Genomic DNA, 26997 nt, shown 5'->3' with positions numbered 1-26997 from the left:
ACGGATTTCCTCCTAAAATGGAGAAAATCATGACAACTAAACTCACGCGGCGCAATTTTCTTGCTGCATCCGGCAGCCTTTCGCTCACAGCAGCACTGTTACCAACTATTGTTACACGTGCAAATGCAAAAGCAATGGCAGGCGAGTTGGCAATGGTGCCTGTAACACCCAACGCAAAAGGTGCCTTTGATAAACTGTATATGCTACATGGCGACCCACTTGCCGGTCCTATTAATACCATTGTAACCCAGCAAGGCAAGCCGGCCCCACAGCAATTAATGGCCGATGGTGAACAGCGCATACTGCGAATTATGCACTTTAATGACATGCATAATCACTTAACTGAGTTTCATAGTAAAAAGGGTGATACGCATCGGTTTTCGCAAATTGTGAAAATGGTTAAACAGGCCAAAGCCGAAGCCAAGCCGAATGAAATTGTTTTATTTGTTAGCGGTGGCGATGACCATACAGGTTCAATTTTTGATGAATTGATGGGCTGGAATCCCGAAGAGTTTGTTGTTGATGCGGGTTACAAAGCATATTCCGAAGCTGGTCTGGACATTAGTGTATTAGGCAACCATGAATTTGACCGTGGTGCGCGCCAGCTTAAACAGGGGCTGGAAAGGGATTGTAATTTCCCTGTTCTTTCAGCCAACGTTCATGGCTCAAAAGATCTCCATATGAATAAAGACTATGCGCCGGCTGCACTTGCAGAAGTTAATGGATTACGCATAGGCTTTATTGGCCTGACAACGGCAATTGACACGCGTGTTGGTCAAGAAAATGATCCTGACCTTGCTGTGGCCAGCCCGGTAACCGCGATTAAAAACATATACAGTGCCGTTGAAGCTGTAAGTGATGTTGTTGTCATTCTAAGCCACTGTGGCTACGGTAAAGGTAAGCATATTAGCGGCAAGGCAGCGACCGCGCGAATGATTGGTGAAGGTGATTTCGCTATAGCCGAAGCCGTGTCGCCAATGATAAATAAGCCTGTCGTACTTATTGGTGGCCATTCTCATACCCTGTTAAATGCTGAAGGTATTGATACTGCGAATATGGTTGGCGGGTTACTCCTAACCCAGGCAAAAGCACATGGCCGGTATTTGGGCGATATTTCCATGTCCATTGCTGCAAATAAAGGGCAGGAAGGCTGGTTTAATTCAGTTCAAACCCATGCCACGAAAAAACGCGACCAGCGTGTTGCGTCATCAGATCCCAAATTTTCAAAGCTTGAGCAGGAAGGTGATTACGACCAAGAATTTGAAACAAGTGTAATTGCGCCTATGGTTAGCGCGCTAGAGACAAAGCTCTCTGAAGTGATTGGACGCGTTACAGATGATACTCTCATCAATACAGAACGTACAGTGAATGATCGCTATATCGGGGAAAGCGCACTCGCCAACTTTATGAATGATACACTTGTTAAACGTTCAGCTACGTTCCCAAGTGGTAAAGTGGACTTTGCATTATTTAACGCAACAGGTCTTTCGAAAGGTGTTGGTGCTGGCGCACTCAGTTTCCGGCAGTGGTTTGATGTGATGCCATATGCGGATGCTGTTCATGTGGCGCGCATGAGCGGAGCGCAAATTCGTGATTTCCTCAACAGCAATGCAAAGCGCTTGTTACGCCCCGAAGAAGTTGCACAAACAGACCGTGGCGGCTTTGTTTCCCGTGGTTTCTTGCACTTCTCATCGGGTATTCGCTATGAACTTGTACTTGGTAATAGTGCCGCTGAAGCATATGCCAGAAATATAACCTTGAACGGCACGCCAATTGAGAGAGTACTCGATAAAGAGTTTACTATAGCGTTCAACACTTATATCTCGCTTGGCGGATTTGGCGAAGCTTGGAATGGTAAGCCAATTGGTGGTGGGGTTGCCGGTGATATTGCATCAATGGACGTTCGTAACTTGGACTACGATAATACCGGCCTTGTGTATCGTAACGAAATCATCGCCGCCATTCGCGATATGAAAGACGTCTCACCGAAAACGGGCGTTATACTGGACAAGAGACTGAAGGTCGTTAAATAGTCATTAGCTAATAACAACAGTATGCGCAGCCCAAAAGAACCATGCTGCGCATACCTTTGTAAGAAACTGAAAAATAATAATTTTCTTTAGCTTTGAGTTACCTCACTAAGAAAATGTGCAATACTATTTTCCACTGTTGTGACGGTTTGGCTTAGCTTCATGGTGTTGCTGTCGGTTTCATGAGCCTGTGAGCGGGTAATGTTGGCAGCCTCGGATAATTTACCTACACTCTCTGTCATGCTCCGCGTTGCTTGCGATGCCTTTGCAATATTACCTGCAATTTCTTTTGTGGCCACATTTTGCTCTTCAATAGCGCTGGCTATTTGTGTTGAGGCTTGCGAGAGGCTCGATACCAATTGTGAAATAGAAGCCATTGCTGTTACAGTAGATTCTGTATCTTTTTGTATACTTGTTATTTGTTTTTCTATTTCATCTGTTGCTTTAGATGTCTGGTTCGCAAGTTGCTTTACTTCAGAGGCAACAACAGCAAATCCTTTCCCCGCATCCCCAGCACGAGCGGCTTCAATTGTGGCATTGAGGGCGAGTAAATTGGTTTGCTCTGCAACATCTTGAATAAGCACAACTACTTGAGAAATCGTTGTGGCCGATTCAACAAGTTTTTGTACTCTATTATTGGTTGTGTTGGCCTCCTCATGTGCCTGTAGAGCCATTTGTGTTGTTGTTTGAATTTGTCGGCTTACCTCCATCACAACTGATGAAAGCTCTTCTGCTGCTGCGGCAACAGCATCTACATTTCGGGCTGTATCTTGCGTTGCGCTGGCATTCACATTACCTTGCTGAGCTGCGTTCTCAGCGCTTTTGTCAAGTACAGTTGCATTCTGTTTTAGTTTCGAGGAAAATGTCTTCAAGCCGTCCAGGTCTTGTCCTATAGATCTTTCAAACTCGCTACAAATTTGAGCGAGTTTTTGCCCGCGTTCTATTTCTACCCGTTGGGCTTTTTGCCGATCAGCTTCTAGTTCCCGTCGTTCAATTTCGTTATTAATGAATACCTGCGCAGCTTGGGCCATTTGACCGATCTCGTCGTTACGCGCATCGTGAATGACTTTGACATCTATATTCCCAAGGGATAATTGGCTTAAAGTGTGTGTAACCGACTTAATAGGTTTAGAGATGGTCTGTATCATTAAATAAGAGATACAAGAGGCGATCACTAACCCAACAATAGTGACAATTAGAGTTAATCGGGCACTACTCATAAAGTCATCTTGGATATCGTCAACAAAGGCGCCTGTTCCGAACATCCATTGCCAAGGTTCAAACCCAGCTCCGAAACTTATTTTGTCGTACTGTTGTCGACTATTGCCACGTGGCCAAGTATAAGCAACTTCGCCACCTCCCTTTTGAGCAGCCTCAATAAGCAAACGAATGAATGGTATGCCATTATTGTCTTTAAGGTCGATGTAGTTTTTACCAATACGGTCCTTAAGAGGTAGAACCAAGTTTGTTCCTTGGTAATCATAGACAAATACATAACCACTTCCGTTATCATAACGGAGGATATCAATTGCAGCCTTAGCTTTTTTCTGGGCTTCATCCCGTTTCAGTACACCAGCCTTTTCGAGGTCGTAATAGTGCTGAATAATAGACTGGGCATTCTCAGTTAGATTTCGAATACTTTGTTTGCGTTCATTCATTGTGTTGCTGTACATGCGCAGTAAATACAATGTAGAGATCGTAATTATTACTGCAACAATGACACCGATAGGGATAAACATTTTAGTGGCTATGCTTAAATTTTTAATTTTCATTTGTTCGCCCTAAAATATGATAAGTTACTAGAAGAACTACAATTTTCACTTCATAAAACAAGGGTAATAATGAAACTTATTCAGCTAATATATTTTTATTTAGTGAGATGTAAAGTATATTATATTGAAAACGCGACGTTAATTCTGCATATAAAGAGATGCATTGCCTAGTATATTTAATGATAAAGTTGCTTTGTTGTGGACAAACGATATGCAATTGCCAGTACAAAAAAGGAGTTGCTATCAATAGTGGAGCGAGAAAAGTAGCCATGTAGTAAATGTAAATTTAAATATTAATAGTTTTGGGGTATTTGATTTACGCTATAATTTACAAACCCTATTATAATTAGTAGCGAGTGTATGGATCGAGTTTTGATGATTAAAAATTGCAGCTAACTGTCAAAATTGATGATTAAGCCTATAGCTTTATTGCAAAGAGATGCTCTGTCTTTCAAGTTTTGTAGAAGTCGGAAACCAGCAAGTTAATCTTTTTGAAATAGGGTGTTCCAACTGCTACCAATTTGGCGACAATAGCGATCATATTAATATTTACAAAAACTCTGATGGAAACCCTAGCAAGCAGTTTGTAATAGGATTATCAAGCTGTTAAGTATGATTTCAAATCTTACACCAATGATAATTAGCTACCAGCCAAGTTGATGCTTGATTAATTGGGGTAGTGATGGCGGAGAGACAGGGATTCGAACCCTGGAGACGGTTACCCGCCTACACGCGTTCCAGGCGTGCGCCTTCGACCACTCGGCCACCTCTCCGCTAGACCAGTTTGCGCCAGTCATTTCGTGAGGAGCTGTATATACAAATCATGGGGGGAGACGCAAGCGGTTTTTTATTATCAATTGCTATTTCCCCAGATTGGTAGATAACTGGCTGAATTTAAACCTTATATTGCTGTACATGAAAAAGAAATAATTCACATGCAACATGCAGTTTATGACGTGAAGTCAGTTTCACGCCTGTAAGTGGGTGAATAATTTTCTAAAAGCTATAATATATAGTATGAAAGCGTTTATCTTTAAGAAAATTCAAGGCTATGGAGAAAATAGTGTTTGGCTTCTTATCTCGTTTTTTAGGGCTTTGGTTCATTGCTGGGGCAATGGTGTCCCTCATTATGGATCTTACAAAAAGCATTGCAGCATCGACATGGCTTTCCGCATCAACAGGACAGTTGTGGTTCGAGTGGTCACCACAAACACTAAATGCAGCACAAGCTGCAATTCAGCGCCATGTATCGGTGGCACTATGGGACCCATTCTTGCAGTCATTGTTATTGATGCCGCCTTGGGTGCTATTAGGCCCATTAGGACTACTGTTATTATGGATGGGAGATAAAGGGCGAGGTGTCAGAACTCAGCTGCACTAATTGAGGGCGAATCGATTCTCTTATGCGATGAGGCTGCATGTATTAAAAATCGATCATTACAAATTTTCATTGCATGTTACACGGATGTGAAATTACTTACAAAAAATCTTTCAAAGTAATCTTAAAGAAAGTTAAACATTGTATTTATTGTGCATGCAGTGAAAAGTCTATGAGTGGCCGTATTTCCACATTATGGATATTTAAATTTTAGATATGTCTATTTGCATATTTATTGGTTTATCGTTATTCGAGGCGATAATCAAAAAAACTAACTAAATAATATACGATTTTAAACTTGTTTTTTGTTTTAGTTGTTGGGAATATGTTGAAGAGATTAAATTTTATATTACCTACATTTCGTATATTGTTAGAAGGGTGAGGGCAGTGCTCTCGAAAAATCATCCTAAAAATTTTAAGTTAGATATACAAATGAACGTAAAACACATTGCTAATCAACTTTCTGCAATATCAACTATTCTTGAAGATGAAAGTGCTGACCTATATGGAGATTTATCTCCTAGTGCTGTAGCCGCGCTTATTGCTATGAAACGTGCACCCGGAATTTCAATTGGTACCGTGGCTAAAGAGGTCCGCTTAAGCCACTCCGCTACAGTTCGCTTGATTGACAGGCTGGAAAAGGACTGGCTGGTGAGAAGGCTGCGTCGTCGTGGCCGTGAAGTTATGGTCGAACTGACAGTGCGCGGTCAGCGGCGGGCTGAAGAAGTATCTGAAGCACGTAATAAAAGTGCATCACAGTTGTTGGAAGGTCTGGACGATACTGGCCTTGAGCAAATGTCTGCATTATTCTCCCGCGTTTTGCAGCTGTCGCAAACGCCGACATGTACACGTTTTTGCGAGACAGACCCATTGAACCCTGTCGTAGAGCAAGAGCTTGAAACGGCCTAATGACATATCCTGTGAATTATTATGTTGGAAAGAGTAGTGAGAAACTCTTTTCAGCATGATTTTAGGGGCATATCCTCCTCAACGTGATCAACATATTTGTATAAGTGATAATTCTCATAGAATTACAATGATTTTCCCATAGTGCTTTGCTATTCAGTTTCTAAACGGAATGAAACTATGGCGTAATAATGCAGGCATTTCCTAAAGGCAGCATCTTACTTGTCTCTAACAAGCTCAACAAGCAATCCCGCCTCTATAAAAAACCTGCGGAATATCTTAGTTGTCAAAGCCTACAGGACGTACCAAGCTTTTTGGAGAGAATTGAAACATGCCGCCGGAAAGGCTTGCATCTTGCCGGCTATTTTTCCTATGAACTCGGGTACGCGTTTGAAGAGAAACTTCGCCATAAAAAGCTTAAGCAGCCATGTGGATTATTAGGTTGGTTTGCTGCCTTTGAAAGTCTACAGTTATTAAATGATCGCGAAACACAATCCTACATAGAACAAGCCAAAACGAGTGATGCTTCCCCGGATGTAAACTTTTGCGGTTTTGACATGAGTAAGAGCCAGTATGAGGCTGCTTTTCAAGCTGTGCGCGATTACATTGCTAAAGGGGATATCTATCAGGTAAATTTGGCTATGCGGGCCAAAATTGATTTGAACGGCTGCCCGATTGCATTGTTCCAGCAACTATTATTTTCCCAACCTGTTGATTACGCTGCCCTAATTAATACGGGAGAGAAGGTTATACTCTCTTTATCTCCCGAGTGTTTTTTGTCTGCAAATGAAGATAGCCTCACCACTAAGCCTATGAAGGGTACAATCAAGCGCGGCCGAACCCTTCAAGAAGACCTTGAACATAAGCAGAGTTTGCAAAGTGATGCAAAATCGCGTGCTGAAAACATCATGATACTTGATCTCATGCGCAATGATCTATCGCGTGTTTGTGTGCATGGAACTGTGAAAGCTTCGAATATTTGTCACGTGGAAACTTACCGTAGCCTCTTAACGATGACATCAACTGTAACAGGGCAATTACACGAGCATTCTGGTTTGAAAGAAGCAATTCGCGAGTTGTTTCCTTGTGGCTCTATTACTGGAGCGCCGAAGTTACGCGCTATGGAAATAATTGATGAGCTTGAGGCTTCCAGTCGAGGTATTTACACGGGCTCCATTGGGTATATTGAACCTAGTGGCGATTATAGATTTAACGTTGCAATTCGAACGTTGGAAATAGATGATAATGGACGCGGAACCATAGGTGCAGGTGGCGGTATTGTCTGGGATAGCGGCGTGTCGGCAGAATACGATGAATGCCGCTTGAAATTAAACTTTTTGACCGGTAATCGCGAAGAATTTACGATTTTTGAAACATTGAAATGGACACCCGAAGATGGCTATTTGCTGTTGGCACGCCATATGAAACGGCTTGAGGCATCAGCAAATTATTTTGGTTTTAATGTTTCCTCGCAACAGATTAGCACTGCATTGAATGAGCATGTAGTAGACTGTGATACACCGCAACGCGTTAGGGTCGACCTGTCAGAAAATGGAGATTTTTCGGTGAAATCTACGGCTCTAAACGTAAGTGAACGAGATAAGGGTCAAGTTTGGCTGGTGGCCTTAAGTGATAAAACAGTGTCATCACAAGATCGCTTTTTGTTTCATAAGACCTCAAGAAGATCGTTCTATGACAATGAGAGGTCGCTTTGGCAAAGCCGATTAGACCTACAAGAAGTTATTTTTACAAATGAAAGTGGCTTTCTTACAGAAGGTAGCTTTACCAACATATTCCTCAAAAAAGATGGCATATTGCTCACTCCATGCTTAATGCATGGCTTATTGCCGGGTACCTTTAGACAAGGGCTTTTAGATTTAGGTTTGGCCGTAGAGGCAGATTTAAAGGTGGATGATTTAAAAGCTGCTGATGAACTGTTTGTAGCCAATTCAGTTCGTGGGTTGAAGGCAGCTAAGGTCGTTAATGTTTAATCGTCCCTGAACGCTGTGAGGTATTGCAGCTTTTCTTTTCGATAAGTGGCGGGATCAACAACCAGTGGGTTTGGGGTAAATTGCATCTGAAGAACCGACTTAAGACCAAAGGGCGCAAAGATCTCTATACGTCTATTTGCACAAAGCCTTATGCCAAAAGCGTAGGTTTGCACAGGATGTCGTGTCAAAGCTTCTGTCGTTGCGCTGATTGGTTGCGATAACTCAACATATTGCAGCAAGGCATTTCGGTTGAGTTGGCTTACATTGATTAGTTTAGAACGACCGCCCAAGCATTGCATTAGCTTGTTGTAGTTTTGTGCGCGAAGTTGGTTTCTTTCTAGCGGCCTATAGTAGCAAACGAAAACTGGCTCAGGCAGTATTTTAGTTAGAGACAGTGAGCGGCTTGATACGAGCGCGGCCCACAAATACCAGCAAACAGTTTTTCCAGAAATGTAATAGTCATTGAGATTCAAGGAACGGCAGGCATTCAGCCGTATCATGAGTTGTTTACACTGGAGAACAGACAGCCTTAGGAGCACTTGATAGTCTTGTTCCGAGGCATGATGTGTATCCAATACAAGTAGGGGGTGCTTCTCTTGCTGAAAACAAAATTCTTGTTGGCTCATGTTACCTGACTTTTTGCCAGAGACTTTATTGCCATACAATGAATGTGGCTAGAGTAAGTGATCGTTAAGGCTAGCAAACTCTTACTTGGTCAGATCGTTTTCCCATGGCAGAACGGTTAGTTGTGGCCAAATGCTTTGTTGGCGCATGGCTTTGCTAACATAACTCTTTTGATTGTTGAGCGCATAATTGGGGCGAATAATCATAGAAAAAATATCTTCCAAACCAAAAGGTGCATGTATTTCCAATTCCCCCCGACCACTTAACCGCACTGCAACACTATGTGTTGTCGAAGCATAATATAATAGGGACTGTAGAGCGGTTTGGAGTTGCGGGTAAGGGCATTGAAACCGTTTGGGATACCACAAATGCACGCGTGCCTGGTTTTTAAGCTCAACTTCGATTCTCATATGTGCACTTAGCTTATTTAGGGTGCCAATATGCTTGTCTTCCCCGTCATAGCTTAAATCATCCGCATCATAATAGATGATATCGTAGTCTTTAATCCCGTTGCCCAAAGGCTTATTTGAGAGGGTATTCCAGACATTTTGATAAATCGCACCAGAAACCAGCCAACATTGTTTTAGTTGCAAGCGGTTTACAATGTGCAAGAGCTCCATTGTAACTGGATCGTCCAGTATTATTTTCTTCAATCTATCTTCTAGCGTGATCGTGTCTTCCACTTGAGAACTGGCCATGCGGTGCTCCTTGATAGCCGTTTCAAAGCAAGCAGCATATCCGCGTATTTTCAAATATCTACTCGTTTCTAGCCGATATCAGAACTTTAATTGTGGGTCGTTTCGAGCTTGCGAGCTCAAATGCGCTGATAGATTCTTCAAATGGTACGCTGGTCGTGATTAAGGGTAAAAGGTTTACTTCCTGTCGGGCAATAAGGTCAACTGCTTTAGCAAACTCGCCGTCGAATTGTGTTGCTCCGCGCAGCTCGAGTTCTTTTTGTGCAATTAGGTATAGCAATGAGATAGACACATTATCTTGTTTTCCACTCGAATAAACAACGCGTCCTCCACGGGAAACATAATAAAGGCAATCGTGCAGTAAATGTGTACTGCCACTTGTTTCTATTGCGATATCGATATCAGATAAGATTTCCTGTTTATGTGTATCTGACAGGCGAGTATCGACAATATTAGTAATGCCCAACTGCATTGCTGTAAGGATAGTGTGCTCGGAGTCTGCGAGATAATAGACTTTTTCTGCCGCCTCCAACGTCGCCGCTAAAGCAGTAAGAAGGCCGTTGGCGTTTGAGCCGGACACCAGAACACGCTTGCCCAATAAGGGGCCCGCTCGATTGGTGCGATGTAGCGCACCTGCTAGTGCGGCACACAAGCTTAGTAAGTGTGTATCGCACTCAGGGCCAACAGGGTAGCATTGATAATCCTCTACTACAAAATACTCGCTGAGCATGCCGTGTTTAGCATAGGCTAACTCTTGATTGGTTGTAATAGTATCTAAGCATAAATGAGTTTGATCGTTGAGGCAGTATTTACAGTGCCAACAAGGACGACAGGGGTTAATGGCAACAAGCTCTCCAACATCAAAGCCTTCCACCAGGTCCCCGTAGGAAACGACAGTAGCACATGCTTCATGGCATGGCGTTATACTGGTATTTGTTTTTATCCTCCCTGAAACTGTATCGTTGTATAAGTCAATGTCATTTGCGTTAAGGCTTGCGCATACAAGTTTTAGAAGTACCTGACTTCTGGAAGGTGAGGGTACTTCTTGCTCAATTATTTGACATCCTGCAGAAGGGTGGAAAGACACTGAGGACATTAATAGTGGTGCAAGCATGACAATTCCAAACCAATAACAGTAAAACTCTAAGTCATAATGATTTTCTAATGCCTACTGAAAGCTATAGGAAGAGTTCATTGATAAGAATTCTTCACCAATTGCTATTTAGTCACAGCGCATATGTGGGATGGATAAGTATTTACACTTTGTGACGAATTCATTCAATAACTATTTATATAAATTAAAGAAATAATTACAGTAAGATTACAAATTAAAATCTACTGTGTTTCGAAGCGTAACTGCATCGATATATTTAGTGAAATTATAAGTAATTCTACATTTATTTACTAGTAAATTTAGTATCTCATGTATTCAATTGCTTTTAAAAACTATTATTAAACGATTAAAATTTGATCAAATGGTAAATAACTAATATATTTATAAAGTGAATACTAACTGTTGACACTGAATGTCTCTCAGGTAAATGTAACTTTTGTTTGTAACCCGCAAAAAGGCGCGAGTTATATTTTACTTTCGGAGATATTATGTCTAACACAAACCGTAGATTGCGTTCTGTTGCCGCGTCAATTGCCTTGGCTGGCTCGCTTTCAATCGCTTCATTTCAAGCTTTAGCAGCAGATTACACAGTCCGCTTAGGTCATTTGGAATCAACAGCTCAAAGCCGTCACATTCACTTGGAAAAAGTGGCAGACCTTGTGAAAGAGCGCACAAATGGCGCTGTTGAGTTTCAAATTTTTCCGCAGGGCCAACTTGGTAACCAGCGTGAAATGACTGAAAGTGTACAGTTAGGCGTGATTGAAGCAACAGTTTCACCCGCTGGCTTTTTAGGGGGCTTTAACCCAAGTGTATCCGTATTGGATATTCCATACTTGATGCCAAATGATGCTGCGAAAGCTAAGGTTATTCGCGATGGTGCATTTGGTAAAGCATTGTTAGGTACATTTGATAGTCGTGGTGTGAAGGCAATTGCATTATGGCCAAATGGTTGGAAAAACATGACTTCCAACAAAGCCCTTAACAATCTGGAAGACTATAAGGGCCAAAAGTTCCGCGTGATGGATTCTAAAATCCTCATCGAGCAATTCACTGCTCTTGGCGCTTCCGCTATCGTACTGCCGTTCAACGAAGTATACACTTCTTTGCAAACCGGTCTGGTTGATGGTCAGGAAAACCCGCTTGATACCATTCAGCGCATGAAGTTCTATGAAGTTCAAAAGAACTTGGTTGTAACCAACCACGGGGCTTTTGAAGATGTTGTTCTGTTTAATCCTGCATGGTGGAATGCGCTTCCTGCAAACTACCAGGACGTTATTGTGGCAGCGTTCCACGAAATTATTCCACAAATGGTAGAGCACAAAGCAAAAGCTGCTGAAGAAGCTCTGGCAACAATGGAAAAAAGCGGTATCAAAGTGCGTCGGCCTAATGATGCGGAAAAAGCTCAAATGCGTGAGCTGATGTATCCTGCAGCACGTGAAGCTTACCTCGCCGGTGCAGGCGATGAAGGTAAAATGTTGATCGATACCTACGAAAAGGCCTATGCAGAGATAAACTAAAGTATTTTTAGTTTTATCTACGCAATTTAACAGTTGCTTTTAAAAGCCGAGGTGATCATTAAATTGGTCTCCTCGGTTATTTCTTTTCTGGTGAGCAGAAAAAAGAAAATAAAAACTAAAGGTGTGTCATGGATTTCGTTGGAGTGCTGCGGAAAATCGAAAAGAGCGTGATAGTGGCGCTATTTCTTTTGATGGTTTCTTTGTTCTTCTTGAATATTCTTGTGCGTGAGGTTGCTGTTACTTATGTGCATTACTTTGCGTGGATTGAAGAAGCCGTAAGGCTGTTAAATATATACCTTATCTTTTTTGCCCTGGGGCTTGCATTGGAAAAAGGCCGCCATGTCAGCATTGATAGTCTACGAAACAAATTGAGTAAGAAATCCCGTCGAGTACTCACGAAGCTGATTGATTTAACTGGTTTTTTGGTTTGTCTCTACATGATTATACTCTCATATCGCCTTATGAATTTTATTTTTGGGACAGGGCAGGTAAGTCCGACACTAGGCATTGAAATGGGGTGGATCTATTTTGCACCTGTCGTGGGTTTTTCAAGTTTAGCACTTCGATATGCGCTTAGTTTCTTCAATTGCTTTGATCGTTATGCCAGCCAGAAACCAGCGGGGCCAAATTCATGATTCTTATTCCGGTAGTTTTAGCGCTCTTATTGCTGCTTCTAGGCTTTGAAATGTTTTTGGTGTTGGCTGTGCCCTCATTGGCTATTAAGGAAATTTATTTTCCAGCACTTAATGACGTCGCGCTTATTCAAAAAGTTGTTGGTGGTGTAAACCACACAACTCTTTTAGCAATTCCGTTTTTCATTTTTGCTGCCCAGCTCATGGGGGCAGGACAAATTGCCAAACGTTTGACCGACTTCATTCAAGCTCTGGTGGGGCATACCCGCGGTGGTATGGGCCATACAACCATTGGCGCCTCCATGATGTTTGGCTCGGTCTCTGGTTCTGCGCCTGCGACTGTGGCCGCCATGGGCAAGATGGTATATCCACGCTTACTGAAAACTGGTTTTTCCGAAAAATTCAGTCTTGGCCTGATCGTCTCAAGCGCTGAAACCGCATTACTTATTCCCCCTTCCATAACACTTATCATTTATGGCTGGATGACGGGGACTTCCATTGCGCAGCTGTTTGCTGGAGGTCTTGCCATTGGTGTGTGTCTTGGGTTGGCCTTTGCAGCACTTGTGATGTTGGAGGCACGGCGTAGTACCATTCACACAGTTGCCAAAACCACATTGAAAGAACGTTGGCAGGCATTTTTACGTGCCGGTTGGGCGCTGGGAATGCCGCTCATAATTTTGGGGGGTATCTACTCGGGTTTTGTAACACCCACAGAAGCTGCGGTCTGTTCGGTTGTCTACGCTATCTTTGTGGAGCTTTGTATCTACCGCCAGCTTACATTGAAAGACCTATTTGACTTAACCGAGAAAAGCGCCCTGCAAACCACGGTGATTTTCATTCTGCTTGCCTTTGGTGGCATGATTTCCTATTTCGTGACGCTGGCACAAGTCCCGTCAATGATTATCGGTTTTCTTGATTATATCGATGCGGGGATGATCCTGTTCCTGCTGGTGATAAATATTTGTTTCCTCATTGCAGGGATGTTTATTGACCCCAACTCGGCCCTGCTGATCCTCATTCCGCCGCTTTATCCGGTGGCTATGTCACTTGGGGTTGATCCGGTTCACTTTGGCATGATTGTTACCTTGAACATCAGCCTTGGTATGATCACGCCGCCGTTTGGTCTGGATATATTTGTAGCCTCTTCCACGCTCAACAAGCCTGTAACGACCATTGTTTCCGGTGTGTGGCCGTTCGTTATTGCGAACATTCTGGTGCTGTTGCTTATCACCTATGTGCCGCAAATCTCCCTGTTTATCCCTCGCCTCATTTTCGGCTAAAACATGCAAAAAAAAACTCTTCAAGCGGCTTTAGGACACCCTGAAACCGCACTAACTGCTTTTGAAGTCCCAACGACTGTGCTCTCGAACAAGCCGGTAAATGCCGAGTACCACCTGTTGGTTGTCTCGGCTCCAGAAGAAATCCTTGCCTGTACGCCGGGACAGTTTTTTAATCTTTTGTGTCCGGTTTCAGATGCGCACAGCCCTTACTTACGTCGCCCTATGAGCATATACGGCTTTGACCGCCACAAGCGGCGCTTATCGTTTTTGTACAAAGTTGCAGGTGAGGGGACAGGGGCGTTAACCGCCCTGAAAAGAGGCGCGATTTTGCCTGTTCTAGGCCCGCTTGGCCATGGATACTCCATAAAAGATGACTGGCAAAAACTGCTTATTGTCGCGCGTGGGGTCGGCTTGGCAACGCTTGCCCCCCTTGCTCAATATGCGCGTCAGCAAGGGCGGCAGGTAACGGCGATCTGTTCGGCCCGCTCGCAAGCGGCGCTGCTTTCTACCGATTATTTCCGGCAATTAGGTGTCAATGTCATCGCGCTAACCGATGAAGATGGCACTTCGGATACGCAGAACCTGCGCAGCATCATTGAAAAGCAGATTGCCGAGAATGGGGTTGATGCCTTTTATACCTGCGGTTCCAACCGCTTGTTGGCTATGCTGCAAGAGCTGTCTCGCCATTATGGAATAGAGGGACAAGTGGCACTGGAGCAGCAAATGGCCTGTGGTTTGGGCATGTGCCAGTGTTGCGTGCGCCCGTTCAACCGTGATGGCGAGCAGGTACAGTTGCGCGTGTGCCGTGAAGGGCCAGTTTTTGACTTGATGGAGGCAATACCATGCTAGATCTCTCGGTTAATTTGGGCGGTTTGCAACTGGCAAACCCCATTATGCCCGCGTCCGGTACGTTTTCCGAAGACTTGGCGGATGTGTTTGATCTGGATGTCATTGGCGCCCATGTGACCAAAACCATCACCCGTGAAAAACGCAGTGGGAACCCCACACCGCGGGTTTGCGAAGTAAAAGGAGCGATGCTCAATGCCATTGGCATACCCAGCAAGGGTATCGAGCATTTTTTAACCCACACGGTGCCTTTTTTTAACCGCTATCAAGCGCCACTGGTGGCGTCGATCTCGGCCCCCAGTGCCGATGAATTCGCCAGATTGTGTGAAGAGGTCAGTGTTGAGGGAGTTGCGGCGATTGAGGTGAACATCTCTTGCCCGAATATTGAGGAGGACGGCAAGGCATTTGCCATGCGCCCGCATACCACAAGCAATGTGCTCAATAAGCTGCGTCAAGCGACCGACAAGCCCTTATGGGCGAAACTCTCCCCTAATACCGGCGAGGTGACAGAGGTAGCATTGGCAGCACAAGAGGCCGGAGCCGATGCGCTGGTTGTGGCCAATACACTGCTGGCGATGGCGATTGATATTCGCAGCCGCAAGCCCAAGCTGGGCAATCTGATGGGCGGGCTTTCCGGTCCCGCGCTGAAACCAATTACGCTGCGCATGGCCTACCAGTGTGCCAAGGCGGTTTCCATACCGGTTATTGGCTGCGGTGGTATTGCCACACTGGATGATGTGCTGGAATATTTGATCGCGGGTGCTAGTGCGGTGCAAGTGGGGACGGCAACTTTTATCAGCCCCATGACCATGGTGCATCTGGTGGGCGAGTTGCAAGAGTATATGCGCACTAACAACATCACCAGTTTGAGCGAGATAATCGGTTCGGTGCGCGATGATGAAGCCTCGGACAAACCAGTGATGCAGGAGATTGGGCAATGAGCACAACAGCACCGCAAGAAACCAGGCACTCTTTACGCCCGAAAATGCATCAGTTGGCTACCGAGATTTTTGAGTATTTCGCGCAAAATACCAAGGATACCGAGGGAGTCAGCCGACCGGCCTATTCCGACATAGAAACCCAAAGCCTTGCCTATCTGGATGCCTTGGCAACCCGCTATGGGCTTTGCGTGCAAAAGGATACCCTGCAAAACAGCATTTACTGCTTGCCAGAACATGCAACGCAAACGCCTTATATTCTTGTGGCTTCGCACATCGATAGTGTGCCACAAGGGGGCAATTTCGACGGTTTGGCGGGGATTGTCGGCGGCCTGCTTTGCCTGATTGAAGCCAAACAAACGCAAAAGCAACTGCCAATGGCAGTGCGGGTGATGGCGCTGCGCGGCGAGGAAAGTGCGTGGTTTGGCCCTTGTTATATGGCTTCAAAAGCATTGCTCGGCAAATTATCGCGCGAGGAGTTAACCTCCAAGCACAAAACCGACGGTCACACGCTGGAACGTGCCATGCAAGCGGTGGGTATCGATACCGCGCCCATAGCAGCGGGAACTCCGCTACTTGATACTAGCGAGGTCTATCAGTATCTGGAGCTGCATATTGAGCAAGGACCGCTCTTGGTGGAAAAAGATTTGCCCGCCGCCGTGGTTTCAGGCATTCGCGGTAATTTCCGCCATAAAAAACTGCGCTGTATTGGTGAAGCGGGACACTCGGGCGCTGTGCCGCGTGCTTACCGCCATGATCCGGTGTTTGCCTTGGCCGATTTGCTCACCCGCTTGGATGAGAGCTGGTTGACCATTTTGCAAAAAGGCTCGGATATGGTGCTGACCAGTGGTATTGTAGGCACTGACCCCGCACGCCATGCCATGACCCGCATTCCCGACGAGGTGAGTTTTTCGCTGGACATTCGTAGCCAGTCAATCCATGTACTCAACGCAATGCGTGCGCTACTGCGTGAAGAGATGTGCACCTTGGAAAAAGATCGTGGTGTGCGATTCGAGCTGGATGAAGAACACGCGGTGGCACCGGCTCTTTGCGATGACTATATGGTGGCCCAGCTCAGTGCTTCTATGGCGGATGTGGTTGGCGAGCCATTTGTGATGGCAAGTGGTGCGGGCCATGATGCCGCCGTTTTTGCCAATGAAGGGGTGGCAAGTGCCATGGTCTTTGTGCGCAACGCCAATGGATCGCATAATCCACTTGAACAAATGGAAATTTCTGACTTTATGGTCGCAACAGCAATCATATATGACTATCTTGGAAAGGCCCACCCATGAGTACGACCACAAGGCTGACCCTGCGCCGCCCCGATGACTGGCACTTGCACTTGCGTGATGACGAGATGCTGAAGGGCATTTTACCATCTACCAGCGAGAACTTTGGCCGCGCGATTATCATGCCTAACCTGGTTCCGCCCGTGGTGAGTGCAAAAGATGCCAAAGCTTACCGCGAGCGCATTATGGCCGCGCTGCCCGAGGGTCATGATTTTACCCCGTTGATGACTTTGTATCTGACCGAAACCACGGATCCGCAAGATGTAGCGGAAGCTGCAAAAAGCGGGTTGATTAGTGCGGTTAAGCTCTATCCGGCCGGTGCCACCACCAACTCGCAAAGCGGTGTCCGCGATTTTGAAAACGTCTCAAACGTTTTGGAAAAAATGGCCGAAATCGGCTTGCCCCTATGCGTTCATGGCGAAGTGACCGATGCAGACGTTGATATTTTCGACCGCGAGGCCGTGTTTATTGACCGTATTCTCGACCCCATGCGCAAACGCTTTCCGCAGCTGAAAGTGGTCATGGAGCACATCACTACCAAGGATGGCGTGGACTATGCCAAATCCGGTGGCGATAATCTGGCTGCAACCATTACCACGCACCACCTGATCATTAATCGCAATGACATTCTGGTGGGTGGTATCAAGCCGCATTTCTACTGTTTGCCAGTGGCCAAACGCGAAGAGCACCGCTTAGCGCTGGTCGCTGCGGCAACTTCTGGCAGTCCGCGTTTCTTCTTGGGAACTGATTCTGCCCCGCACCGCGACGAGCGCAAAGTGTGTGGTTGTGGCTGTGCCGGCATCTTCACCGCTATCAATACAATGAGCTGTTTGGCACATGTTTTTGAAAATGAAGGTGCACTGGACCAATTAGAGGCATTTACCTCCTTGAACGGACCGGCATTCTATGGCATGGCAGCCAACGAGCGCACCATTGAACTTGTGAAATGTGATGCGCCGGTTGAGTTCCCCAGCCATATACACACCGGGGATGGCTCTGTGACGGTATTTGACCCCGGCTTCCCGCTGCACTGGAAAGCCATCAATAATCCGTCCTAATTAGATACGACCCGTAATACCTGAGGTTACGCATGTTCTCAAATAGCTTCCCTGATCGCGAGCTGATGGCTGAAATTACCGCCAAGATGCTGATGGAAATCAAGGCCGTTCATTTTCGTCCTGAAGAGCCGTATACATTTACATCCGGTCTTGCCAGCCCGGTATATATCGATTGCCGCAAGCTGATTTCCTACCCGCGCATCCGCAACACCTTGATGGACTTTGCCACAGCAACCATGTTCCGCGATGTGGGCTTTGAGCAGTTCGACGCTGTTGCAGGCGGCGAAACCGCCGGTATTCCGTTTGCTGCATGGATTGCCGACAAAATGAACCTGCCGATGCAATATGTGCGCAAAAAACCAAAAGGTTTTGGCCGTGACGCGCAAATTGAAGGTCATGTGGAAGAGGGCAGCCGCATTCTGCTGGTGGAAGATTTGACCACCGATGGCGGTTCGAAAATCAAGTTCTGTGAAGCATTGCGCAAAGCCGGTGCCGAAGTGAACGATACCATGGTGGTGTTCTACTACGATATCTTCCCTGAAACCAAAGTGAAGTTGCAAGAGCACGGCTTGAAGCTGCACTACCTGGCTACTTGGTGGGATATTTTGAAAGTATGCCGTACCAACGAATACTTCGACACCAAAACCTTGAACGAAGTTGAGAGCTTCCTTAATGATCCGTTGAAATGGTCTGGTGACCACGGCGGCATTACCAGCATCTCTATCTAAAAGCTTAGGGCTGGCGCTTGTTTTATGAGCGCCGCTAGAGCTAGACCACTAATAAAGCCCCGAGCGCCAGTGTGTGGCCCGGGGCTTTTGTTATTCAAGCGTAATTTAGGCCAGATCAAAACGATCGGCATTCATGACCTTCACCCACGCTTTGATAAAGTCGTGAACGAATTTCTCGTTAGCACCTTCTTGCGCATAGATCTCGGAAATGGCGCGCAGTTGAGCGTTTGAGCCGAACACCAAATCAACCCTTGTGGCGGTACGGACCGGTGTTTTACTGCCATCCTCAAAGGCTTCATAAAGCGTTTCGCTCTCATCAGTTGCTTGCCAAGTCACCCCCATATCGACCAGATGGGTGAAATAGTCATTACTGAGAGTACCCGCCTTTGTGGTCCACACGCCGTGTGCCGCGCCATAGGCATTGACCCCAAGTGCCCGCATACCCCCAACAAGGACGGTCATCTCTGGAGCGCTCAACCCTAGCAGCTGGGCTTTATCAAGCAGCATTTCCTCGGCTTTTACCGGTAGGTCCGGATTGAAGTAATTACGGAAACCATCGGCAAACGGCTCAAGCACTGCAAAGGAATCAACATCGGTTTGCTCTTGTGTGGCGTCTGTGCGGCCAGCTGTGAACGGCACGATAACATCAACGCCCGCTTTCTTGGCAGCGCTTTCAACGGCAGCACAACCGGCGAGCACAATCATATCGGAGAGTGTTATGCGCTTGTTGCCTTGTTGTGCGGCGTTGAAGTCTTGCTGGATTTTCTCCAATACGGCAAGCCTGCCTTCCAAGGTCTCGGGCTCGTTGACAGCCCAGTCTTTTTGCGGGGCAAGGCGTAAACGTGCCCCGTTGGCACCGCCGCGTCTGTCTGAACCACGGAAAGTGGCAGCGCTCGCCCATGCGGTTTTTACCAGATCGGCAATGCTTAGGCCGCTGGCAATAACCTTGTCTTTAAGCGCCCTGATGTCTTGCGCGTCGACTAGCTCATGGTCCACGGGTGGCAACGGGTCTTGCCATAAAAGCTGCTCGCTTGGCACATCTGGCCCCAGATAACAGCTTATCGGTCCCAGATCGCGGTGGGTGAGCTTGAACCAGGCGCGGGCAAAGGCATCAGCGAAAGCAGCTGTGTCCCTTTGGAACTTTCGGGAGATTTTCTCGTATATAGGGTCATGCCGTAACGCCAAATCGGCAGTTGTCATCATGGGCGGGTGAGTGACGCCCGCTTCATGGGCATCAGGTGCATAACGGGCAGCTTTAGGAGCGACCCATTGTCCGGCACCTGCTGGGCTTTTAACCAATACCCATTCATTATCAAAGAGGGTGTTGAAATAACTGTCGTCCCATTGTGTCGGAGTTGCAGTCCATGCCCCTTCAATGCCGCTGGTGGTTGTGCTTGAGCCTTTACCGGAACCAAAGGCATTTTTCCAGCCAAGGCCCATGGCTTCGAGTGGGGCAGCTTCCGGCTCCGCGCCCACAAGGGCAGCGTCTCCTGCCCCGTGGCATTTACCAAATGTATGACCTCCGGCCACCAGTGCCACGGTTTCCTCATCATTCATGGCCATACGCCCAAATGTCTCGCGAATATCTTGGGCAGATTCTAACGGGTAGGGTTTACCGTTTGGCCCCTCGGGGTTCACATAAATCAGCCCCATTTCGACCGCACCCAGCGGATTGTCGAGCAGTCTTTCCTCGCGGTGTCGCTGGTCGGTGAGCCATTCACTTTCCGGTCCCCAGTAAACGTCTTCTTCTGGCGACCACAAATCTTCGCGGCCCCCTGCAAATCCAAATGTTTTAAAGCCCATGGATTCAAGTGCGCAATTACCTGCTAATATGATAAGGTCTGCCCATGAAAGTGCATTGCCATACTTTTGTTTAATCGGCCACAGTAAGCGCCGTGCCTTATCAAGGTTGCCGTTATCTGGCCAACTGTTTAATGGGGCAAATCGTTGATTGCCGCCAGCCGCGCCGCCACGCCCATCGTGAATGCGGTAAGTGCCAGCACTGTGCCAAGCCATACGAATGAACAGCGGACCATAATGGCCATAATCGGCAGGCCACCAGTCTTTCGAATCGGTCATAAGTGCATAGAGGTCTTGCTTAACGGCAGCTAAATCGAGCCCACCAAAAGCATCCTTATAACTAAAATCAGGGTCTAGCGGGTTCTCCGCTGGGCTATGTTGGTGTAAAATCCGCAGGTTAAGCTGGTTGGGCCACCAATCCCGGTTGCTGCGTTCGCCGGTTATAGTGTGTGCCATCTCGGCTTTAGAAAATGGACACTGACTTTGAGGTGTATTTTCCATCTGACCCTCGCTTCCATCGCTCTTGTGGTGGCTATAGTCAACCATAAGCTAGCAGATACCGGTTTGGGGTCATCCCAATATTTATTTAGGGTTGATTATGGGTAATGAATAATTTGCAATTTACGTTAAATAAACGGGCCTTCAATTTTTCCGGAAGGCGTGCTATTTGAAGAAACGAGAAGATTCCTTAATATGGAAATTGTAAATGGCTACATACCAAAATAATCTGGTAATGGCTTACCGGTTCGTTCATTCCGGGCCGGCATGTGGCCGATTTATGAGCGTAAACTAGCGATAAATGTCCCCGAGGGGGGATTAAAGCATCAAGTGCGCATTTATTAAGTGTGCTGAGCAAGCTGCCCCTTTATTGCGCTGGCATTTCTGCTAAAACAACTCCACGAATTCCGACAGGTGGACCTTGGCCAAGGCGCTGACGCTGCATTTGGCAGGCTTTTGTCAAGAAGTCACCAAAACCGATGAAATGAGATCATGTCCGACCTCAATACCTTAGAAGCTGAGATCAGCGCCGCTATTGCCAGCGCTGAAACCGAGGCCGCACTGGAAGATGTGCGTGTCGCCGCCCTTGGGAAAAAGGGCAGTGTCTCTGAAAAAATGAAGACACTGGGCAAAATGTCACCAGAAGAGCGCAAGGAAATGGGTCCCGCGCTGAATGGTCTGAAAAATCGCGTGGCTGACGCCATTAACGCGCGCAAGGGCGTGCTGAAAGAAGCTGCGCTTGAAGCCCGCCTTGCCAGCGAGAAGGTGGATGTTACCCAGCCGCTGCGCTTGAACCCTGCTGATGAAGGCCGCATTCACCCTGTTTCGCAAGTGGTGGACGAGCTGACTGCCATTTTTGCCGATATGGGGTTTGCCGTGGCTGAAGGCCCCGATGTGGAAAGCGATGAGCTGAACTTCACCGCGCTGAACTTCCCCGAAGGCCATCCAGCTCGCGAAATGCACGACACTTTCTTCTTTAACGAGAAAGAAGATGGCGAGCGCAAGCTGCTGCGTACCCACACCTCGCCAGTGCAAATCCGCACCATGCGTTCTCAGCAACCGCCGCTGCGCGTTATCATGCCTGGCCGTACTTACCGCTGTGACAGCGATCAGACCCATACACCAATGTTCCATCAGCTGGAAGGCTTGGTGATTGATAAGTCCGCGCATATGGGCCACTTGAAAGGCACGCTTGAAGAATTCCTCAAGGCATTTTTCGAGGTAGATAACGTGGTGCTGCGTTTCCGCCCAAGCTTCTTCCCGTTCACCGAGCCTTCCATGGAGGTGGATGTGCAGTGCGACCGCTCTGGCGCTGAAGTGAAAATTGGTGAAGGTAGCGATTGGATGGAAATCCTCGGTTGCGGCATGGTGCATCCAAATGTTCTGCGTAATTGCGGCCTTGATCCCGATGAATACCAAGGCTTTGCATGGGGTATCGGCATTGATCGTCTGGCCATGTTGAAATACGGCATGAACGATCTGCGCGCCTTCTTCGATGCGGATGTCCGCTGGCTGAAACACTATGGGTTCCGCCCGCTTGATATGCCCACCCTGCTTGGCGGCCTGTCCGACTAAGTGGTCTTGAAGCAAACAGATTTTTAAAAGAGAAGCGCAATGAAATTCACTCTCTCCTGGCTGAAAGACCATTTGGAAACCACAGCCAGCCTTGATGAAATCCTCGAAAAGCTGACCATGATCGGCCTTGAGGTTGAAGAGGTTAACAACCCTGCCGACACACTGGGCGTTTTCAAAATCGTTCATGTGCTTGATGCCCAACCCCACCCGAATGCAGACCGCCTGCAGGTGCTGAAGGTGGACACCGGTGAAGGCGAGCCGCTGCAAGTTGTTTGTGGTGCGCCAAATGCCCGTAAAGGCCTGAAAGGTGTGTTGGGTAAACCAGGCGATTATGTCCCGGGTTTGGACATTACACTGGCAATTGGCAAAATCCGCGATGTAGAAAGCTATGGCATGATGGCTTCGGAAAGCGAATTGCAGCTTTCTGACGATCATGATGGCATCATTGATCTGCCGGAAGATGCACCGATTGGTGTGCCCTTTGTGGAATATGCCGGTCTGGACGATCCGGTTATCGAAATTGGCCTGACGCCGAACCGCCCGGACTGTGCCTCTATCCACGGTATTGCCCGTGATCTGGCAGCAGCTGGCCTTGGTACGCTCAAAGCCAAAGACCGCCCGCAAATTGCCGCTCAAGGTGAATTGCCGTTTGAAGTGAAACTTGAGCTTGGCGATAAGCCGCAGGATTGCCCGGCATTTGGCTACCGCCTTGTGCGTAATGTCAAAAACGGTCCATCGCCGAAGTGGCTGCAAGATCGGCTCACATCTATTGGCCTGCGCCCGATCAACATCCTCGTTGATATCACCAACTACATGACCTTTGATCAGGGCCGCCCGCTGCACGTGTTTGATGCAGACAAGGTTGCCGGTGATTTGGTGGTGACCCATCATCAGGGTGAAGCTGTCGAGTTCAAGGGGCTGGACGACAAAACATACCAGATCGAAGCTGGGATGCTGGTTATCCGCGATGATAACGGGGTTGAATCCCTAGCAGGCATGCTGGGTGGTGAAGCCTCTGGTTGTTCGGATGAGACGACAAATGTGATCATCGAGGCCGCGTTATGGGATCCGTTAATGGTTGCGCGCACTGGCCGCAAACTCGGGGTAAACTCTGATGCCCGCTACCGCTTCGAGCGCGGTGTTGACCCTGCATACCTTGCTGAAGGGCTGGATGTGGCCACGCAGATGGTGTTGGACATGTGTGGCGGTGAGCCGACAAATGCACGTATTGCCGGTGAAGTGCCACAGCCAGAGCACATCATCGATTTCCCGCTTGCAGAAGTGAAGCGTCTCACCGGCCTTGATGTTTCTGAAGCTGAAATCAAAGCGACCCTGACACTGCTTGGCTTCTGGGTTTCCGGTAATGGGGCCGTTGTTAAAGTGGCAACGCCAAGCTGGCGCCCTGATGTGCATGGCAAAGCCGATCTGGTGGAAGAAGTGGTGCGCATTGTCGGTCTTGATAAGCTCAAGTCCGAGGCACTGCCACGCATTCATCCGGTAAGTGAAAAAGTACTGACCTTGGGCCAGATCCGCCGTGGCAAGGCCCGCCGCGCACTGGCTACCCGCGGTATGCTGGAAGCGGTCACATGGTCGTTCATTGCCAAGGACCAAGCGGAAATCTTCGGTGGTGGCGGGGCGGACCTGTCGCTCGCCAACCCGATTTCCTCTGATATGTCCGAGATGCGGCCATCACTCCTGCCGGGCTTGATGTCCGCCAGCCAACGTAATGCCGACCGTGGCTTTGCCGATGTGGCGCTGTTTGAAGTGGGCCAGACATTCGCCAATGACAGCGAAAAGGGCCAGAAAATGGTCGCCGCTGGTTTGCGTCGTGGCACAGCCAAACTCACCGGTGCGGCCCGCCATTGGCAGGGCAATGCAGCGGATGTGGATGTGTTTGATGCAAAGGCCGACGCAGAAGCTGTATTGGCTGCTATTGGCACACCAGCGGACCGCTTGATGGTGTTCACCGATGCACCGAGCTACTATCACCCCGGCCGTTCAGGTGCGCTGAAGTTGGGCCCGAAAAACACATTGGCATATTTTGGTGAAATTCACCCCAAAGTGCTGGAGCAGCTCGACATTGAAGGCCCGATTGTTGCCTTTGAAGTGTTTGTCGATGCCCCGCCAGCACCAAAGAAAAAAGCAACCCGCTCCAAGGGCGCGATGAGTACCACCAACCTGATGCCGGTACGCCGTGACTTTGCATTCTTGGTAGATGCGGATGTCCCAGCAGAAAAACTTCTTAAGGCGGCCAAAGGTGCTGATAAGGCTCTGATTGCCGGCGTCAACCTCTTCGATATTTATGAGGGACAGGGCGTGCCGGAAGGCCAGCGATCGCTCGCCATTGACGTCATGCTGCAACCGATAAAGAAAACCTTGAGTGATGAGGATATCGAGGCGGTAAGCGACAAGATTGTCAAATCTGTTGCCAAAGCGACTGGCGGCACCCTGCGCGGTTGATGAAATAAGCTTTGTGGCCCTTGCTGAAAGGGCCGCATACAAGACAAATAAAAAGCGCTGGTGTTTGGGCACCAGCGCTTTTTTAATGCTAAATAATTTTAATAATTGTAACCTTTGGCTTGTAAGGCCAATACCTCGCGAAAGGCTTGCTTGGGAACAACGCCGTAAACCGAACCATGGGTTTGGTTGCCATAAGTTTTATTGTTGTAAACGCCTTCGATATAGAGAGGTAGGCCGATTTTGGCGGCCTCATTAAACTTGGCTTGCGAGAGCCCGATAAAGCCGACGACTGTGTAGGAGTAGGGGCCAACGCCGCTTTGGGCATGCCATAGCTCTGTAAAACTAGCCCGCTGGTTTTTAGAGGTGATGGTTTTGCTGTAGGTTAACGGATAGTCAACAGTGGTGAGCGAAACAAGTACGCCGTAGCCACGCTGTGTTTGATAAACCGCTTGGACTTTAACCTCGTCTATTTGCTTGCCGCGCAAATACATGCTGCTAGAGCTAAGCATTTTACCAATACGAATTGGCGGTGTTAAAATACCAGGCTCACCGCGGGGCTTGCAGCTCCCAACAACCAAAAGCGCTAGTACCACGACTATGATGCGCCCTAAAGGCGCTTTGGCAAACTGCAGGCTTGCTAAATTCATCTGCTACTCACAGGCTAAAAATAATATTAGGTGCTCGCAGTTTACACTCTGCAGCTTGTATGGGCCTAGCCAATTGGTAGCTTTCTAAGGCGTAGATATTAGTTTCTAATTTGTTGTGGGATAGGTAAATCTATCTTGGCATCACTATGTCCAGGTAAAGGAGCAAAAAGTGCTCGTAATAATAGTTCTCGATCCTCTGTTTGGGAAACATTGTCACCTATTAGTTGCAAGTAGGTGTCAAGAATAACTCTTCTCTGGTTAGCATCGTCCATTAACATTAAAGATCGTAAACAAAACCGAACAGTGAGGCGGCAAAGCCAAAAATAAATTACAATTGGTATCGATATAAAAAGTAACTTGCCAAATTGACGTATTATTTCAACGCCAAGTGAATTGGTTGTTTCTTTTGGTAGGGCACTTGCAAAGCTAATGCTCACTTGCGCAACATAATCTATTATTTCTTTATGCAGTATTATTGTTGCGAATATTGGTATGGTAAATAAAAAGAGGCAGAATATACCGCTACAAATCAAACTACACTTATGTCCGTTGTATTTTTTAGTCCAGTTAGATCGGGCACTGTTTAATTTAAATGACTCTGCAAACTCATTGAGTTTCGCTTGTGCTGATTCTTTGATATTGCCGATAGCTTCTTGTGTTTTTTGTTTTGCTAATAACTCAAAATCTTCGGTATTAGCTTTCTCCTTCTCTTGTATATCCTTCTTAAGGATATCGGCTTGTTTTTTAATTTCTACTGAAAGATAAGATTTATTTAGGTTGCTATTTATAAAAACATAATACTGCATGTATGCAATATCAAACTCTTGGTCCTTACCTAGAACTGAAAGTGAAAAATCTGGCTCAAACTTTGATATTACACAGGTTAGGGCTGCGAACCCTAGTAGCGAAAAATAATTTGTATACTTAATTGTCAATAATTTGTTTTTATTAAAATAAGGAAGCTTGTTATTTTCACAGATTAAAACTATTTTATTAAATATTGTATTGTATATATTTGAGTGCTTTATTTCTCCTCTTCCAATAAGCGTGATGTGTTTACTTTGATGCGCTAATCTTTCAAGTAATTCCTCATAATCTTTAATACTATTTGTTTGTTTTGAGTGCCCTTCATCATTAAAAAAGCTACCCCAGAACTCAATCGGATTGTTCAGTTCTATATCGTCACTAATTTTTAAAAATTTTGCCATTGAAACCTCGA

General features: G+C 46.8%; 21 protein-coding genes and 1 tRNA gene. 14 read left to right on the top strand and 8 right to left on the bottom strand.

What is annotated here, in order from left to right; genetic code table 11:
• The first annotated feature begins 29 nt into the window (after positions 1-29).
• Positions 30-2033 (top strand): bifunctional metallophosphatase/5'-nucleotidase, encoded by a 2004-nt coding sequence (locus AYK67_RS05710; protein WP_156453063.1) that lies wholly within the window; start codon positions 30-32, stop codon positions 2031-2033.
• Between the two features lie 86 nt (positions 2034-2119).
• Here AYK67_RS05710 and AYK67_RS05705 read toward each other — a convergent pair whose 3' ends face one another.
• Both AYK67_RS05705 and AYK67_RS05700 read right to left on the bottom strand, forming a co-directional pair.
• Positions 2120-3802, bottom strand: coding sequence for a methyl-accepting chemotaxis protein (locus AYK67_RS05705; RefSeq protein WP_068083563.1), 1683 nt, complete (start codon positions 3800-3802; stop codon positions 2120-2122).
• A 683-nt stretch (positions 3803-4485) separates the two neighbouring features.
• Positions 4486-4575 (bottom strand) — tRNA-Ser (locus AYK67_RS05700).
• Between the two features lie 290 nt (positions 4576-4865).
• Here AYK67_RS05700 and AYK67_RS05695 point away from each other — a divergent pair.
• The 3 genes from AYK67_RS05695 (at position 4866) to pabB (ending at position 8077) form a co-directional block, all read left to right on the top strand.
• On the top strand, positions 4866-5183 hold the full coding sequence (locus tag AYK67_RS05695; protein WP_208976223.1) for a hypothetical protein: 318 nt from the start codon (positions 4866-4868) through the stop codon (positions 5181-5183).
• 429 nt (positions 5184-5612) lie between these two features.
• Positions 5613-6089 (top strand): MarR family winged helix-turn-helix transcriptional regulator, encoded by a 477-nt coding sequence (locus AYK67_RS05690; RefSeq protein WP_068083560.1) that lies wholly within the window; start codon positions 5613-5615, stop codon positions 6087-6089.
• Between the two features lie 188 nt (positions 6090-6277).
• A complete protein-coding gene (gene pabB / locus AYK67_RS05685) occupies positions 6278-8077 on the top strand; it encodes an aminodeoxychorismate synthase component I (RefSeq protein ID WP_068083559.1) in 1800 nt (599 codons plus the stop codon).
• Here the strand turns inward: pabB and AYK67_RS05680 are convergent.
• The 3 genes from AYK67_RS05680 to AYK67_RS05670 form a co-directional block, all read right to left on the bottom strand.
• Positions 8074-8703 (bottom strand): nucleotidyltransferase family protein, encoded by a 630-nt coding sequence (locus AYK67_RS05680; RefSeq protein WP_068083556.1) that lies wholly within the window; start codon positions 8701-8703, stop codon positions 8074-8076. The two genes, pabB and AYK67_RS05680, sit on opposite strands and share 4 nt — an antisense overlap.
• Positions 8704-8784: 81 nt before the next feature.
• A complete protein-coding gene (locus AYK67_RS05675; RefSeq protein ID WP_068083554.1) occupies positions 8785-9399 on the bottom strand; it encodes a nucleotidyltransferase family protein in 615 nt (204 codons plus the stop codon).
• 58 nt (positions 9400-9457) lie between these two features.
• Positions 9458-10492 carry an alcohol dehydrogenase catalytic domain-containing protein gene (locus AYK67_RS05670; RefSeq protein WP_244266886.1) on the bottom strand — a complete coding sequence of 345 codons (1035 nt, stop codon included), beginning with the start codon at positions 10490-10492 and terminating at the stop codon, positions 9458-9460.
• Positions 10493-10998: 506 nt separating this feature from the next.
• Here AYK67_RS05670 and AYK67_RS05665 point away from each other — a divergent pair.
• From AYK67_RS05665 to AYK67_RS05630, 8 genes are all read left to right on the top strand, one after another.
• Positions 10999-12027 carry a TRAP transporter substrate-binding protein gene (locus tag AYK67_RS05665; RefSeq protein ID WP_068083545.1) on the top strand — a complete coding sequence of 343 codons (1029 nt, stop codon included), beginning with the start codon at positions 10999-11001 and terminating at the stop codon, positions 12025-12027.
• 128 nt (positions 12028-12155) lie between these two features.
• Positions 12156-12662: a TRAP transporter small permease gene (locus AYK67_RS05660; protein WP_068083542.1), complete on the top strand. Its 507-nt coding sequence runs from the start codon at positions 12156-12158 to the stop codon at positions 12660-12662.
• Positions 12659-13939: a TRAP transporter large permease gene (locus tag AYK67_RS05655; protein WP_068083539.1), complete on the top strand. Its 1281-nt coding sequence runs from the start codon at positions 12659-12661 to the stop codon at positions 13937-13939. The genes AYK67_RS05660 and AYK67_RS05655 overlap by 4 nt, the downstream gene beginning before the upstream one ends.
• 3 nt (positions 13940-13942) lie before the next feature.
• Complete coding sequence (locus tag AYK67_RS05650; RefSeq protein WP_068083536.1) at positions 13943-14788, top strand: dihydroorotate dehydrogenase electron transfer subunit; 846 nt, start codon at positions 13943-13945, stop codon at positions 14786-14788.
• Positions 14782-15726, top strand: a complete 945-nt coding sequence (locus AYK67_RS05645; protein WP_068083533.1) for a dihydroorotate dehydrogenase — start codon at positions 14782-14784, stop codon at positions 15724-15726. The genes AYK67_RS05650 and AYK67_RS05645 overlap by 7 nt, the downstream gene beginning before the upstream one ends.
• On the top strand, positions 15723-17015 hold the full coding sequence (locus AYK67_RS05640; protein ID WP_068083530.1) for a Zn-dependent hydrolase: 1293 nt from the start codon (positions 15723-15725) through the stop codon (positions 17013-17015). The genes AYK67_RS05645 and AYK67_RS05640 overlap by 4 nt, the downstream gene beginning before the upstream one ends.
• Positions 17012-18070: a dihydroorotase gene (gene pyrC / locus AYK67_RS05635; RefSeq protein WP_068083528.1), complete on the top strand. Its 1059-nt coding sequence runs from the start codon at positions 17012-17014 to the stop codon at positions 18068-18070. Before AYK67_RS05640 ends, pyrC begins: the two co-directional genes overlap by 4 nt.
• A 32-nt stretch (positions 18071-18102) precedes the next feature.
• On the top strand, positions 18103-18798 hold the full coding sequence (locus AYK67_RS05630; RefSeq protein WP_068083524.1) for an orotate phosphoribosyltransferase: 696 nt from the start codon (positions 18103-18105) through the stop codon (positions 18796-18798).
• A 105-nt stretch (positions 18799-18903) separates the two neighbouring features.
• Here the strand turns inward: AYK67_RS05630 and katG are convergent, their stop codons facing one another.
• A complete protein-coding gene (gene katG / locus AYK67_RS05625) occupies positions 18904-21099 on the bottom strand; it encodes a catalase/peroxidase HPI (protein WP_068083522.1) in 2196 nt (731 codons plus the stop codon).
• A 489-nt stretch (positions 21100-21588) separates the two neighbouring features.
• Between katG and pheS the strand changes: the two genes are divergently transcribed.
• Entirely contained in the window at positions 21589-22671 is a 1083-nt protein-coding gene (gene pheS / locus AYK67_RS05620; RefSeq protein WP_068083520.1) for a phenylalanine--tRNA ligase subunit alpha, read from the top strand.
• A gap of 39 nt (positions 22672-22710) precedes the next feature.
• Positions 22711-25131 (top strand): phenylalanine--tRNA ligase subunit beta, encoded by a 2421-nt coding sequence (gene pheT, locus AYK67_RS05615; RefSeq protein WP_068083517.1) that lies wholly within the window; start codon positions 22711-22713, stop codon positions 25129-25131.
• Between the two features lie 98 nt (positions 25132-25229).
• Here pheT and AYK67_RS05610 read toward each other — a convergent pair whose 3' ends face one another.
• Both AYK67_RS05610 and AYK67_RS05605 read right to left on the bottom strand, forming a co-directional pair.
• Positions 25230-25778 (bottom strand): hypothetical protein, encoded by a 549-nt coding sequence (locus AYK67_RS05610; RefSeq protein ID WP_068083515.1) that lies wholly within the window; start codon positions 25776-25778, stop codon positions 25230-25232.
• 98 nt (positions 25779-25876) lie between these two features.
• Positions 25877-26986: a hypothetical protein gene (locus tag AYK67_RS05605; RefSeq protein WP_068083512.1), complete on the bottom strand. Its 1110-nt coding sequence runs from the start codon at positions 26984-26986 to the stop codon at positions 25877-25879.
• Positions 26987-26997: the final 11 nt, after the last annotated feature.

Source organism: Polycladidibacter stylochi, assembly GCF_001562055.1.
Lineage (GTDB): Bacteria > Pseudomonadota > Alphaproteobacteria > Rhizobiales > Stappiaceae > Pseudovibrio > Pseudovibrio stylochi.
This window is presented reverse-complemented; position numbering and strand designations above follow the sequence as displayed.